Annotated in this window: 13 protein-coding genes and 1 pseudogene; 7 read left to right on the top strand and 7 right to left on the bottom strand. The window is 56.7% G+C overall.

The genetic code is table 11. The features are described 5' to 3' along the window. Nucleotides 1-211: 211 nt before the first annotated feature. Entirely contained in the window at nt 212-1,141 is a 930-nt protein-coding gene (gene prmB, locus PSES9_RS0116290) for a 50S ribosomal protein L3 N(5)-glutamine methyltransferase (RefSeq protein ID WP_010488714.1), read from the top strand. A 21-nt stretch (nt 1,142-1,162) separates the two neighbouring features. Here the strand turns inward: prmB and PSES9_RS0116285 are convergent, their stop codons facing one another. Both PSES9_RS0116285 and PSES9_RS23795 read right to left on the bottom strand, forming a co-directional pair. Further along, on the bottom strand, nt 1,163-1,957 hold the full coding sequence (locus PSES9_RS0116285; RefSeq protein ID WP_010488713.1) for a hypothetical protein: 795 nt from the start codon (nt 1,955-1,957) through the stop codon (nt 1,163-1,165). 84 nt (nt 1,958-2,041) lie between these two features. After that, entirely contained in the window at nt 2,042-2,998 is a 957-nt protein-coding gene (locus PSES9_RS23795; RefSeq protein ID WP_010488712.1) for an alpha/beta fold hydrolase, read from the bottom strand. 279 nt (nt 2,999-3,277) lie between these two features. Here PSES9_RS23795 and aroC point away from each other — a divergent pair, with 279 nt between their 5' ends. The 6 genes from aroC (at nt 3,278) to PSES9_RS25080 (ending at nt 8,137) form a co-directional block, all read left to right on the top strand. Then, a complete protein-coding gene (gene aroC, locus PSES9_RS0116275; protein WP_010488711.1) occupies nt 3,278-4,369 on the top strand; it encodes a chorismate synthase in 1,092 nt (363 codons plus the stop codon). 53 nt (nt 4,370-4,422) lie between these two features. Beyond that, on the top strand, nt 4,423-5,574 hold the full coding sequence (locus PSES9_RS0116270) for an MFS transporter (RefSeq protein WP_010488709.1): 1,152 nt from the start codon (nt 4,423-4,425) through the stop codon (nt 5,572-5,574). A gap of 44 nt (nt 5,575-5,618) precedes the next feature. After that, on the top strand, nt 5,619-6,233 hold the full coding sequence (locus tag PSES9_RS0116265) for a methylthioribulose 1-phosphate dehydratase (RefSeq protein WP_029529600.1): 615 nt from the start codon (nt 5,619-5,621) through the stop codon (nt 6,231-6,233). Between the two features lie 53 nt (nt 6,234-6,286). Further along, nucleotides 6,287-6,832: a 1,2-dihydroxy-3-keto-5-methylthiopentene dioxygenase gene (locus PSES9_RS0116260; protein WP_010488703.1), complete on the top strand. Its 546-nt coding sequence runs from the start codon at nt 6,287-6,289 to the stop codon at nt 6,830-6,832. Between the two features lie 64 nt (nt 6,833-6,896). Next, nucleotides 6,897-7,580 (top strand): acireductone synthase, encoded by a 684-nt coding sequence (mtnC, locus tag PSES9_RS0116255; protein ID WP_010488702.1) that lies wholly within the window; start codon nt 6,897-6,899, stop codon nt 7,578-7,580. 407 nt (nt 7,581-7,987) lie between these two features. Further along, a complete protein-coding gene (locus tag PSES9_RS25080) occupies nt 7,988-8,137 on the top strand; it encodes a hypothetical protein (protein ID WP_157998249.1) in 150 nt (49 codons plus the stop codon). A 50-nt stretch (nt 8,138-8,187) separates the two neighbouring features. On the opposite strand, the gene PSES9_RS0116245 is transcribed toward PSES9_RS25080, so the two are convergent. The 5 genes and pseudogenes from PSES9_RS0116245 to PSES9_RS25375 all read right to left on the bottom strand — a co-directional run. Next, on the bottom strand, nt 8,188-10,284 hold the full coding sequence (locus PSES9_RS0116245) for an HlyD family efflux transporter periplasmic adaptor subunit (RefSeq protein WP_029529599.1): 2,097 nt from the start codon (nt 10,282-10,284) through the stop codon (nt 8,188-8,190). Nucleotides 10,285-10,473: 189 nt separating this feature from the next. Next, a pseudogene (locus tag PSES9_RS25725) lies at nt 10,474-10,974 on the bottom strand (HlyD family efflux transporter periplasmic adaptor subunit); the annotation flags it as partial. Nucleotides 10,975-11,641: 667 nt separating this feature from the next. After that, a complete protein-coding gene (locus PSES9_RS0116240) occupies nt 11,642-12,415 on the bottom strand; it encodes an efflux RND transporter periplasmic adaptor subunit (protein ID WP_010488698.1) in 774 nt (257 codons plus the stop codon). Further along, nucleotides 12,396-13,928, bottom strand: coding sequence for a TolC family protein (locus PSES9_RS0116235; RefSeq protein WP_029529598.1), 1,533 nt, complete (start codon nt 13,926-13,928; stop codon nt 12,396-12,398). The genes PSES9_RS0116240 and PSES9_RS0116235 overlap by 20 nt, the downstream gene beginning before the upstream one ends. A gap of 163 nt (nt 13,929-14,091) precedes the next feature. Next, a partial coding sequence (locus tag PSES9_RS25375; RefSeq protein WP_010488696.1) for a hypothetical protein occupies nt 14,092-14,373 on the bottom strand: 282 nt, incomplete at its 5' end.

The following is a 14,373-nucleotide window of genomic DNA, read 5'->3' as shown; positions in this document are numbered from 1 at the left end:
GTGCCCAGCCCACAGAATTGCCAGCGCCAGCCGATTTATACGCTTGGCTTGAAACTCAATCCCGGGTGCAGCTCAAGCATTGAATGCCGCACCGGTGGGCACAGGGCGATTCTTATACTTAATTTCTGCCGCCGTTGCACTATCTGGTGCATTCGCAGGGCTTTCCCATGTGCTGTTAAACTGCCTGATCAATTTAGAAAGGAGAACCTGTGTGACTGACGTTGGCGCCGCCCGATCTACTCGTTTACAAACCATTCGTGACTACATTCGCTGGGCCGTGACTCGCTTCCAGGTCGCCGGGTTGTTCTATGGCCATGGTTCCGACAACGCTTGGGATGAGGCGCGTCAGTTAGTGCTCGGGGCTCTGCACCTGCCTTATGAGATTGCAGACAGCTATCTTGATTGTCGCCTCGAAGATGACGAGCATGCCCATCTGCAGGGTTTGCTGGCGCGGCGTATTGATGACCGCGTTCCCACCGCCTATTTGCTGGGCGAAGCCTGGTTCTGCGGCTTGCCGTTCCTGGTTGACGAGCGTGTTCTGGTGCCGCGCTCACCTATTGCCGAGTTGATCAACAGCCGCTTCCGGCCTTGGCTGGCAGCCGAGCCCAAACGTATTCTCGATCTGTGCACCGGCTCTGGCTGCATCGGTATTGCCTGCGCTTACGAGTTTCTTGAGGCAGAAGTGATACTGGGCGACCTGTCGTTCGAGGCGCTTGAAGTCGCCAACCAGAACATTGAGCGCCATGGAATCGAGGACCGTGTTTTCACCGTGCAGGGGGATGGTTTTTCCGGTTTGCCGGGCCAGCGTTTCGACCTGATCGTCTCTAATCCACCCTATGTCGATGCTGAAGACTTTGCTGACATGCCCGAAGAGTATCAGCACGAACCTGCACTGGGACTGGCCTGCGGTGATGACGGCCTGGATCTGGTGCGGCGCATGCTGGCTGAAGCTGCGGATCACTTGAACGATAACGGTGTGTTGATTGTTGAGGTGGGCAACAGCCAGGTGCACGTCGAAGCACTGTATCCCGAGGTTGACTTCACCTGGCTGGACTTCCAGCAGGGTGGCCATGGCGTGTTTTTATTGCCTGCCAAGCTTTGCCGCGAGCACCAGGCGTTGTTTCGCTCTCGGCTCAAATAGCCAAAGCTTGCTGCCGGTTGGCTAATGGGTGGCGATCCAAATCAATAAGCCTGCCTGAAATACGCTGAAAGTTACCAGGCAGGCGATGGTGAAGCGCAAGCTGCCATCTTCGCGTTTGTACTGCGCAGTGCGCTCTTCCAGTTTGCGCAGCCTGTTTTCCTGTTCATTGAGCGCCTGGTCGGCACGTTGCAGCATGGCAGCGGCTTCGAGCGTTTCGACCAGCTGTACTTTATCGTTGTGCCAGTCACTGTGCAGCACGCTGACTCGCGCCGCGCTATAGCTGGCTTTGAGCTGGAGCGGGTCCTGGTATTCGATGGTGAAGCCCTGGGTCTGCAGAAAATGGTCACGCCGAGCGCGGGCATCATCGGTCGGCGCGTCCTTGACGTGCAATGCCCCCCCTTCGACCAAGTAGTGCGCGCAATGTTGTTTTGCCCAGGCAATGCCTTGGGCGAGCAGGAAACGACCCAATCCACGATTGGTCGGTTCGAGGTGCAGGCCTTTGTCTGGGCCAAAGCGCACTTCCCGTGAGCGGTGATCAATCCAAACTTCCAGGGTGTTGATATGTTTGCGCACAGTTTGGTCGGGAAGGGTGATTGTCAGCCGCAGCATGCTCAGCTGTGGGCTGTGACGCTCGACACGGCCCAGTTGCACAAAGCGCAGTGGTCGCGCACCTGTATGGCGATCAATCGGCAGTGCTGCAAGCCGCAACAGCCGAAAGAGCTCAGCACCCAGCTCCGACCAGGGATGGGCCTTTGTTGCCTCAGTTTGCTGATCTGCTGTGGCCTCGCCTGTGGCGGGTGCTGGGGTTGTGTTCATCAATGGCGATCCTGTGCGCAGGTGTGATGCATGTAAGGTGCTTGCACAGGAGTTGTCGGCAGCTTTTGGGGAAACTGGAGCCGATCAGGTACGAAAGTTCTGAATAAAGTCCGTAATGTGTTGGGTTAACTCACGCGCCAAGGGCAACTTAGGATTGTTGTACGAGGCCAGTTGCGCTTTCAGGTCGAGGGCAACGATGCGCATTACATGGTTCATTCCCTCGATCAGGGCTAGTTGGGCCTGCGGATTTGCTTCCTTGAGCATCAGGGCGTCGGCGACATCGACTTGAATGTCGTGATTACCTTGAAGAATCAGTGCCGGCATCTTCAGTTCGGCAAATGCGCGGGCGGGATCCTGGCGGAACAAGCTGATCAAGTATGGCTGGACAGCCGGCCGGAACAGTACCTGCATGTCATCTGGAACATCGTCGGTTGTCTTGCCTGCTTTGAGCGTATCGAGAATGCGCATGCTGACAGCCAGCTTCCCGGGTGGCAGGCGACGGCTGAGCTGTTCGCGCAGCACCTGGTCGATGGGCCGTGCGCTGCCAGCAATTGAGATCAACGCATCTGCCCCGACATGGGGAGCGGCCAGGGTCGCGATCAATGCGCCTTCACTGTGGCCAATTAGCACCAGCTTGTTAAAGCGTTTGTCGGCTTTCAGTTGGCGGCTCCAGTCCACGGCGTCTTCCACATAGCGTTCAACGCTAAGGTTGCGTTCATCAGGCGTGGCGGGTTGGCTTTTGGCCACGCCGCGCTTGTCGTAACGCAGGCTGGCAATGCCGTGCTTGGCCAGCGCATAAGCCAGTTTGCGCAGGCTGTCATTATTACCGCCGCCAGGGTTGTTGCCGTTACGGTCGGTGGGGCCTGAGCCCGCGATAAGCAGGGCGACAGGAATCGCCGTGCTGCTTTTGGGGGTGACCAGGGTGCCAAATAATTCGCCCTGGCTGGTTTGCAGGCTGACTGGACGTTGGGAGATCTGTGTAGGCGCTGCCTGGGCAAGACCGGCTAATAGAGGAAGCATCAAGAGCACAACTCGCAGCATGTTTGGGCACTGCCTTAAGGATTGAAGTAATGAAGCGGACGTGGCTGGCTGACCTGCACGGCCAGCTTGTAGCCGAGATCGCTGAAGGCATCTTGGCATCACCGAGCTATTCGACGCACATTGTCCAATAAGGTTCGAGGATGAAGTGTCGCACCGCCGCAGGTATACTTGCGCGATACCTTAATGTCTTGTTTGCCATGGTAGGCGCTGGGGCCTGAACACAATGCCGGCCCTGCAGCGATCATACCCATGGTTTTAATATCGCGGAGCGTTTTGCACATGTCCGGCAATACCTACGGCAAGCTGTTCACCGTCACTAGCGCAGGCGAAAGCCATGGCCCGGCGCTGGTTGCCATTGTTGATGGCTGTCCTCCAGGGCTCGAATTGTCGCTTGAAGACATGCAACGCGACCTTGATCGGCGCAAGCCGGGCACCAGCCGTCATACCACCCAGCGTCAGGAAGACGATGTGGTCGAGATTCTTTCGGGGGTGTTCGAAGGTAAAACCACTGGCTGCTCCATCGGTTTGCTGATTCGCAATACCGACCAGAAGTCCAAGGACTACTCGGCGATCAAGGATGTATTCCGCCCAGCACACGCCGACTACAGCTATCACCACAAATATGGCGTGCGCGATTATCGTGGCGGCGGACGCAGTTCTGCGCGCGAGACGGCCATGCGAGTTGCCGCCGGGGCCATCGCCAAGAAGTTCCTGGCGACCCAGGGCATTGTCGTTCGGGGCTACATGAGCCAGCTTGGCCCGATCCAGATTCCCTTCAAAACCTGGGACAGCGTCGAGCAGAATGCATTTTTCTGTCCCGATCCGGACAAGGTACCTGAATTGGAAGCCTATATGGATCAACTGCGTCGTGACCAGGACTCGGTTGGGGCAAAGATCACCGTTATTGCCGAAGGCGTGATGCCGGGCCTGGGCGAGCCCATCTTCGACCGTTTGGATGCTGAACTCGCCCATGCATTGATGAGCATCAATGCCGTCAAGGGGGTTGAGATCGGCGCCGGTTTCGACTGTGTGGCCCAGCGTGGCACCGAGCACCGCGACGAGCTGACTCCAGAAGGATTCCTCAGCAATAATGCTGGCGGCATTCTTGGTGGAATCTCATCAGGCCAGCCAATCATTGCGCATTTGGCCTTGAAGCCGACGTCGAGCATTACCACGCCTGGCCGGTCCATTGATATCAACGGCAATGCAGTGGAGATGATCACCAAAGGGCGTCACGACCCTTGCGTTGGCATTCGGGCGACGCCGATTGCCGAGGCCATGATGGCGTTGGTGTTGATGGATCACCTGTTGCGCCATCGTGCGCAAAACGCAGACGTTCAGGTCACAACCCCGGTGTTGCCGCAGCTGTGAGGCATTTGGCCTGCCTGTCCAGGACTCGGCTGCGCGTCTTGGTCAACCGCTGAATGTCGGCTGCATTGCCATATTGGCGGTTGTCCGGGTTTTACTTCTTCTACTTCTCGCTCCTGGGGGGGACCGCACCCTTCTTGGCTTTGTATTTCGATCACCTGGGCTTTGCTCCGGCGCGAATCGGTGAGCTGGTGGCGATCCCCATGCTGATGCGCTGTATTGCGCCAAATATCTGGGGATGGCTGGGGGACTATTCAGGGCAGCGCCTGGCCATTGTGCGTTTTGGCGCGGTTGCGACCTTGCTTTGTTTCAGTGCCATTGTGTTCGATAAAAGCTATGCCTGGCTGGCACTGGTAATGGCGCTGCATGCATTTTTCTGGCACGCCGTGCTGCCTCAGTTCGAGGTCATTACCCTGGCACACCTGCGTGAGCATACTGCGCGCTACAGCCAGATCCGCCTGTGGGGCAGTATCGGTTTTATCGTCGCGGTGGTGGGCCTTGGCCAGCTATTTGAGTGGGTCAGTCTCGATGCCTACCCCTGGACCCTGATGCTGATCATGGCCGGTATCGCTGCGAGCAGCTTCTGGGTGCCCAACGCGCAACCGCAAAATCACCCGCACCTTGTTGCCGACGGTGGTTTTATTGCCCAACTGCGCCGCCCCGGCATCGCGGCGTTTTACCTTTGCGTTTGCTTGATGCAACTGAGCAATGGTCCGTATTACACTTTTCTGAGCCTGCACTTGGAAAACCAAGGCTATAGCCGTGGCGTGATTGGTGTCATGTGGGCGCTTGGCGTGCTCGCTGAAATCGTGCTGTTCATCTTCATGGCCAGGCTGTTGGTGCGATTTTCATTGCGCAAGGTGTTGCTGGCCAGCTTTCTGATCACCGCAGTGCGCTGGCTTTTGCTGGGTAATTTTGCCGATCATCTGTGGTTGTTGCTGCTCGCCCAACTGATGCACGCGGCCACTTTTGGCAGCTTTCATGCCGCTGCCATACATTTTGTGCAGCGTAGCTTTGCAGATCGCCAGCAAGGCCAGGGCCAGTCGCTTTATGCAGCCACGGCTGGAGTCGGCGGTGCGTTGGGCGCACTTTACGCAGGCTACAGTTGGAATACCTTGGGTGCGGCGTGGACCTTTTCACTCGCCAGCCTGGCAGTGCTTGTTGCTGCCCTCATTATTGCCACTCGTTTGCAGGAGGATCGGCCGTGAGCCTTGATCTACAACCAGAGCAACAGCAACCCGAGCACAGCTACTTGAATCGCGAGCACCTGACGCAACAGATAATCGATGCCGGGCGTTTCCTTTATGGCAAAGGTTGGTCGCCCGCTACCAGCAGTAATTATTCGGCGCGACTCGCTGATGACAAGGCATTGCTGACCGTGTCTGGTCGACACAAGGGCGAGCTGGGGTTCAATGATGTACTGGCAACCGACCTTGATGGCAACAGCCTGGAGGAGGGCAAGAAGCCCTCGGCAGAAACTCTGCTGCACACCCAGCTCTATAAGTGGCGCAAGGAAATCGGTGCGGTGCTGCACACGCATTCGGTTGGTGCCACAGTCCTTACCCGCCTTACCGAGGGCGATAGCCTGCAGTTTGAAGATTACGAGCTGCAGAAAGCCTTCAGTGGCGTGGTTACTCACCAGTCGGTGGTGACCGTGCCGATTTTTGATAATGACCAGGATATCGAGCGCTTGGCGTCCAAGGTCCGGCCCTGGCTTGAGGCGCACCCCGATTGTGTCGGCTACTTGATTCGTGGCCATGGTTTGTATACTTGGGGCGCGCAGATGAGTGATGCTCTACGCCAAATCGAGGCATTCGAATTCTTGTTCGAGTGCGAACTGCGGGTGCGCGCGCTGCAAAAGAATTAGTCCATCACGGGGCTGCACAGTCTTGCCCCGAAGACGTAGAAGGAACTCAGCTTATGAGTATGCTCAGTGTTTATCATGAGTCGTCACCTGAATTGCCAAACAAGGTACTGACCCACCTTGAAGACATCGCCAGCACGCTCGACAGCGTCGGTGTGCGCTTCGAGCGTTGGCAGGCGAGCGCGCCCATTGCAGCCGGTGCCGGTTCCGATGAAGTATTGGCCGCCTACCGGAGCCAGATTGACCAACTGATGACTGAGCGCGGTTATGTCACGGTCGATGTTGTCAGCCTGGCAGCGGATCACCCGCAAAAGGCTGAGCTGCGCGCCAAGTTTCTCGATGAGCATCGCCACGCTGAAGACGAGGTGCGTTTTTTTGTTGCAGGGCGGGGTTTGTTTACCTTGCACATTGATGATTTTGTCTATGCCGTGCTTTGCGAAAAAAATGACCTGATTTCCGTTCCTGCGGGCACGCGCCATTGGTTTGATATGGGCGAGAATCCGCACTTTGTGGCGATCCGCATGTTCAACAACCCCGAAGGGTGGGTGGCGCAATTTACCGGCGACGACATTGCCTCTAAATTCCCAGGCCTGGACGACTAAGCCGCTGGTAACGCCTGCCGAGCCAGTCAATTCACTTATGGATCTTGACCTGTCTGGAGACAAGATGCCGATCAAAGCAGTACTTACCGATATCGAAGGCACCACAAGCGCCGTTAGCTTTGTCTTCGATGTGTTGTTCCCTTTCGCGGCTGAACATTTGCCGGACTTTGTGTTGCAGCATGCCGAGGAGCCTGCAGTTGCCGAGCAACTCCAGGCCGTTAGGGTCGAGGCGGGAGAGAGCGACGCCGATACAGGGCGGGTTATCGAGATTCTGCTGGCGTGGATTATTGCCGACCGCAAGGCCACGCCATTAAAAACCTTGCAAGGCATGGTGTGGGCGCAGGGGTACGCAAGCGGCCAGCTCAAGGGGCATGTCTACCCCGATGCCGTTGAAGCACTGCGGCGCTGGCATCAGGCCGGTTATGCCCTGTATGTCTATTCCTCGGGATCGATTCAAGCCCAGCAATTGATTTTTGGCTGTTCGGAGGCGGGGGATCTACGACCTCTGTTCAGCGGCTACTTCGACACCACCTCCGGGCTCAAGCGCGAAGTCAGCTCTTATCAGAACATCACCAGGGCGATTGGCTTGCCAGCGCAGGAGATTGTATTCCTGTCGGATATCGTTGAAGAGCTGGATGCGGCGCAGCAAGCGGGCATGCAAACCATTGGCCTGGCCCGATCAGGCGGTGAGTTGCCAGGCCATGAAACCGTGGCCAGCTTTGCCGTGATTGACCTCGCTCGTTTCTGATTGATTCCTCTGGTGCCATGCTCCCAGCTGGCGCCAGTTCAGGTAGTCAGCATCGCTGGCTGTCGCGAGTTGCTCAATACTCGCATTCCTTCCATTTTCTCCGTTTTGCCGTCATCACCAGCGTTTATGCGCGGGTATGGGCCGCTGCGGGCGCGTGTCTGCGGGGTTGGTTTGGGTCTGCAACGCTCTAGGCATAACGGTCTCGACTATGCTCAAGGGTAGCGGTGGATTGCCTTGTAGCCATTTTGAGCGAGAGGTTGCAGGCGGAATCGATCACGGCGCGGATTGTCTTATTTTTGGCGCAATCTGCAAAAAATTACGGGTAGATTAACGGCAAGGTTGTAGTCAGGTAATAACAACAATAATTGCGCGCAGCCAAGCTGCCGTTACATGAGAGGAAGATGGTTATGCCTCGTTATCTGGTAATACTGCTGATACCGGCAATGGTCGTGGCGATAGGCTATTTGTCGCACAACCCTGCTGATAACAAATTAATCAGGTACTCGGCCGAGCAAACGATGCCTGTTGCCAGCATTGGCGATTTGTTCAGCCGTTAAGACCTGCCATCCAGCGCAGGACACAAGCTGGCAGCCTGATCCTTGCGCCGTCAAAAACCACTTTCGCGTAGCAAGACTGCAAATAAATGGGTGATGCCTTCGGCCAACAGGCTGCGCCTGGCACCTTCTACCTGGATGTCTCCCAAGGTTTCATGCTGGCCAAGCGGGGCTTTGTCCAACTGGATCAGTACATGAAACAGCGATTCAGTCGGGGCCAGGTCATTGCTGTCTTGCCTGGTGGGTAAGGGCCCGCCAAAACGCGAGGCGAGCATGGGGTTGGCGAGCTGGCTGCTGCGCGTACTGCCAATGGCGATAACCTTGCCTGGTACCGGTGTCGGCTGGCCTTTGGCATAAAACCTTACGGGATCGCCAATGCTCAGTCGATGCACCTCATCCTGCTGTACATAGCCATCGGCCTGCCAGCGATCTGTTGCGATCAGCACCCCAATAGGTTCCTTGTTGCTGATCCACTGGCCAGCCTTCCAGTCCGGATTGATATCCAGCCATTGGCCATCGAAAGGGGCCTTCAGGACCAGTCGGTCGATCTCTGATTGAGCCGAGCGTGCCTGTTCGAATTCTACCCACAGTCGTTGGCGGGTCGCAGCTTGCAATCCCAGCCCCGAGCTGTCGGCTTGCAGGCCGGTGAGCTGGGACTCGATATTGCGCATGCTGGTTTCACTTTGGCGCAGCTTGGAGGCTATATCTGGCTGGTCAAGAATGGCCAGTTTGTCGCCAGCGCTGACTTTGCCCTCGGGATGAATCCGCTGGATATGGGCAGGATATGGCGAGAACACCTGCACCTGTTGTTCTGCGCGGGCAACACCGTGAATATGAATCTGCGAGTGCCAGGGTAGTGCCAGGAGAAGGATGGCCGCTGCAAGTATTGTCACCAAGCCATAGCGTCGCCCTCTGCGCACTTCGCTACGGTTTTGCCACCAATGTTTTAACTCTCGCCAGATCGGCATAAAGATGAACCATGAAAGTTCGACGATGAATAGGAAGATGCCCAGCAACTTGAAGAACAGCAAGTAAACCGCAACGGCGATGCCGAGAAACAGGATCAGCCGGTACATCCAGGTAATAAAGGCAAAGATTATCAGCGCACGACGCTTGCCTGCGCTGAACACCTCTGGCCAGGGTTCGTCCAGGCCCAGCAAGCTGCGGCGCAGGAATATCCGGGCCTGGGCTGACGAGCGTTCATGCAGGTTTGGGAAGTCGAGAATATCCGAGAGGATGAAGTAGCCATCAAAGCGCATAAAGGGGCTTGCATTGAGCGCCAGCGAGAGAATCCAGCCGGTGGTGGCAAGATAAAGCAAGGCGTTGCGCAGAGGGCCGGGGTCGCACAGCGCCCAGCCAAGCGTTGCCAGGCCCGCCAGTGACAGTTCGGTGATAATCCCTGCGCTGGCAATGGCCAGGCGCTGACTCGATCTGGGCAGGCGCCAGCTTTCGCCGGTATCGGTGTAGAGCATCGGCCATAACACCACGAATGCCACGCCCATGTGGGCGACGCGCAAGCCCAGGCGGGTCGCAACCAAGGCATGCCCCAATTCGTGAAGGGTTTTACCGACGATCAAGGCCATGGCGAAGCCAAGCAAGCCTTCCATCGAGAATGACTCGACCACGTCATGGGTGAATGTATCCCACTGATGCATGACCATCACTATGCCCATCAGGCTGAGCATCAGGATTACCAGCCCGGTCTTGCGGTTCAGTAGCCAGCCAAAGGCATGGTTTATCGCTCGTAGATGCTGCTGCGGCCGGAGCAGTGGAATCCGAAAGAACAGGTAGTGATGCAGCCACCACTTCCAGCTCAGGCCACTGTTACCTTCACTGCGTTGGCTGAGGCGATCAGTGGCCTGCATATTCGGGCGCAGCAGTTGGTTTTGCTCAAGAAACTGGCTGAACTCAACAACCTGTTCTGCATCTGGTTGCAGCGCGGTTTGTTCCGCTATTTGAGTACTGATCTGTTTAGGCGTCTGGCCCCAGCGCAGCAGACACTCAAATTCGAGCCAGCCAATCTGGTAATAACGATTGATCACGGTATCTTCAATTACCCAGCTGGGTTCGCCACTGTCGGTAATTGCCGCCTCGCTCAAGCGCAGGTCTTCACGCAACGGAGGCAGGGGCAGCTCGGTTGGATCGATCATTACCAGCCCGTCCAGGCCCGTACTGCAGAAAGTGGTCGGCGCAGCAGGTAGTAACCGAGCATCACGGAGTCGCCGTAGAGCTTGGCCGTGCCATTCGCCGTAGAGCTTGGCCGTGCCATGCAGGCCGAGGCGCGCATGCTTGGATTCGCCATCGACACTGGCCAGGAGCCGGTACGCGACCACACCTTCATCAGTCGGTTTGGCCTTATAGCTGGTTTCCAATACCTTTCCCTGGACCGGACTCAGCGGATATGCAGTCAGGTACAAGGTGACTGGCGCCCCGGGTTCGAGCGCAATGGCATCGGCAACCGGCAACTGAATGCGCATTGCCGGGGTTTTGGGGTTGGCAACCTGGAGGATTCGCTCGCCAGTGACCACCGGCTTGCCGAGCCAGTCGTTAGGATCGCTGAATACGGCGACGCCGGCAGCGGGTGAGGTGACTTGGGTGCGTTGCAGTTGTGAGCGCACCGCATCCAGCTCGGCCCGGCGTTGCTGAGCGCGGCCATTAAGCAGTGTCAGTTCGCTTTTACTTTGAATGTTATCGAACGCGCGTTGACTCGCGGCCAGCAGTTCAGCATCCGCCACCGCGACCTCTTTGGCCAATACATCGGCACGATTACGCAGTGTGGTTTCATCCAGGGTGAACAGTAGCGTGCCTGCCTCAACAGGCTGGTTGGGTCGTACCAGCATTTGCGATATAACGCCGTCGATTGGCGAACTCACGACCTGGGCCTGGTGCGAGACTATTTCCGCCGGTGCAAGCACGGTCTGGCGAACAGGGATAAGCAGCAGGGCGCACAGCACCACTGCACTGATTAACAACTGGCGCTTGCCTGGCCGCCAGCCGAGAAGCTTGTGTTGCACGGTCAACGCCGCCCAGCAGTAAGACCAGGTTTTCCAGAGGCCGTCGAGCAGTGGTATCAGGGGCTCCTGGGGTGGCTGATCCATTAGAAACAGGACAAGACCGAGACGTTGTCCTTGTGCATCCACGACGGGCACACAGAAAACTCCACTTGGCCACCATTCAGCCCAACCTTGGGCAATGTCTTCAGGGGGTTCGAGAGCCTCGCGGGCAAGCCATTGAGCGGAGTTGTCCGGCAATTGCTTGCTGAGCCAGCGGCTGGCACGCCCCAGCCAGATCAAATAGGGCGAGTCTTCAGTCGGCTTTACCAGCCCTGAAACACAAAGCAGCTCGAGCTTCTCACCCCGTTGAGCCATGACCAATGCTTGTCGGTACTTCAGCAATGGGTAAAGGTCATTGGCCATTGAGAAGGCGAGGGCGTTGAGTGTCTCGGCTTGCAATGCCCGATCGCGAAGGGCGTTAAGGCTCAGTAATAGCTGGGGGTGAGGCAGTCGATCATTCATTTGCGGCTGGGAAACGGGCAATTCCACTCATTCCTGCAATCAAGTCTGGATGTTCGGCATCGAGTCGCGCCTCAAGCTCAACCGTCTGGGCGACGGCATCTACCCGTGCATTTATAGCTGTGATATGAGCGGTGTAGGTTTTGCCTGTTTCATAGATGCTCACTTCCAGTGGCATGCCTTCGCGCAATGTTGGCAAGCGTGTGGATGGCACATTCAAGCGAACCTTCAATGCACCGTCACTGACCAGGTCAAATAGCGGGGCGCCGGCGCTGACGGTTTGGTAGGCCTTGACATGAATCTTGGCTACGCGGCCAGCAAAAGGGGCCTTGACCACGCAGTAGCCGCTTTGTGCCTGAGCCATGAGGCGAGCGCCATCGGCCTTCTGAACCTCGGTTGAAGCAATGGCCACCTCAAGGTCGCCCACTGCATCCAGCTTGCGCAGGTTCTGTTTTGCCGAGAGGTTTTGCTTGGCCATGGTCAGCTCAGCAGCGGCGACTTTGGCGCGGGCCTGGGCCTCCTGGCAGTTAAGCTGGGCCAGCACGGCGTCCTTTTTGACTTGCTTGCCGAGCGTGACATTGAGTTCGCCAAGCGTACCATTCATTTGGCTGGACAGTGTGGTTTCAAGGTCGGCAGCGAGCAGCACGCGTATTGCCGATGGGTCTGTTAGCTCCTGGTTGGTGACGGGGGACTCGGCGACAACCGGGGTCGCCATGATTCCTGCTAAAAGTGCTGCGATCACGGCGGTATTACGACTGCGTTGAAGCATTGGTGCTTCCTTGTGTCAGAGGAAGTAGTCTCTCTTGTTCCTGTTGATCCATTTTTCTCTTCAGCTCATCGGCAAGGGTCTTGACGTCATAGCTCTTGACCACTTCAGGCATGATATCCAGGCCAATGGAGTTATAGAGCCGGCCCCAGGCAGCCTGGGTGTTTGAGTAAGCTGCTTCACGCTGATAACGGGAGAGCAGGTAGCGTCCCTCTGCCCGAATAACTTCCAGTTCCGAGCCAACGGCTGTGCTTTTCGCGGCGCGGGCGTAGCTAAGCAGGCTCTGATCGACGCGCAGGCTTTCGTTGGCGAACTCCAGCTGCTCATGGGACAACTGATAGCGCAGGGCACCTACGCGAACCTGGGTCAGGATCGCCATTGACAAGGCCAGGCGGCGAGTGTCATCGGTCTTGGTTTGCGACTCTTCTGCATTATTCAGTGCAGGCAGTTGCAGCAAGCGAATCAGGTTGACCGATACCTGCAGTCCCGTTTCGGACCAGCTGTTGTTGTACAGGTACTTGTTGGAGTCGTATTGATAGCTCCAGTTGACGCTGACGTTGGGCCACAGTTGTGCCTTGGCGATTTTCAGGTCATTGGCATTGACCCGCTTGCGATACCATTCCTCCATGATCTCCGGGCGGTTTTCCAGTGCGGCCTGTTCAAGGCTGCCTATGTCGGCTTTGAGTTCCGGCATCTGGGGCTCGGGTTCATCACTGAGCACCATTTTTGAGCCAGGTGGGAGCGACATCAAGGCAGAGAGTTCGGCCTGGGCAAATTCCAGGTCCTGGCGGCGCACGCTCAACAGGTCGATAGAGTCGATAAGCGCGCGTTGATATGCGAGTGCCTCCTGACGTGGCAGCAAGCCGCGATCCTCAGCCGAGCGCGCAGATGCAAGTGCGCTGTGGGTGCGTTGTAACAGCTGATCGACTTCTGGCATCAGGCGCTGGGCGGCGAGGGCGCGCCAATAGGCATTGCGCACATCCTGCAGAACATTCTGAGCGACTTTACGACGGCGTTCCTCGGCCATCATGATTTGATCGGTTTTTTGTTGAGTACGGTAATAGGCAACACCGAAATCCAACAGGCTCCAACTCAGGCCGAGGCTATCAATATCGCGATAACGCTCTTCAGACGTGGATGCCCGCAAGCTTTGCTGGCGATCTTCAATGCCAATCGAGGTACCGCCTGAGTCATTGTTGCGTCCGGCGTAGCCAGCCGATGCTACAAGGCGGGGCAGCATCTCATGGCTCGACACGTCGCGCAGGTCGGCTGCTAATGCACTTTCCATGAGCTTGAGACGGTAATCGAGGTTGTATTTCAGTGCCCGAGCGACCGCTTCATAAAAGCTAATGGGGTGGGTGACGGGTTCCTGGTCAGCGTACATTCGCGCCTGATCTTCGAGGATCCGCTGTTGTTGCTCCTCTACCGTATAAGGACGAGGCTCCATGGAGTTGCACGCAGTTAGCAGGGTCGCTGCGATGGCAAGACTAAGGGTTTTGACTGGGCGATTTAGCATTGCAATCCTTGCTCTGTCAGGGGCATTAACGGTAAGTAAAGCATCGATTGGCAATAACGCAGCGCTAACTTACAACCCAAAAGCAGCATGGGTTGGAAGTGAGCTCTTTAACCTTGCGCCGGTGCACGCTCGGGCTTTGGCTAAGCCTCGGAGTTAACCGCATTTATTGTATTGTTTTATCGCAGCATGAGTGTTCTGCCGCTGATTCACTCCTGTATAGATAGTTGTAGTCCCCCGGGGTTGTCCAGCCCTTCTTTTCATTTAATGCCAAATGGTTAGCTTTGACTGCAAGCCCGTGCTTGAGCCGTTGGCTCATGATGCTGGCTGCTGTGCTGCCCCTGTTGGACTTGGCTGTTTGAAATAGGTCGGGTGACTTGATTTCTTGGGTTGCGATGGTTTTTTCAGCCTGGGCTAAAATAAACCCTTGACGGCAAATCTGAGGTGC

This window comes from Pseudomonas sp. S9 (assembly GCF_000222125.1).
Taxonomy (GTDB): Bacteria; Pseudomonadota; Gammaproteobacteria; order Pseudomonadales; family Pseudomonadaceae; genus Aquipseudomonas; species Aquipseudomonas segetis.
This window is presented reverse-complemented; position numbering and strand designations above follow the sequence as displayed.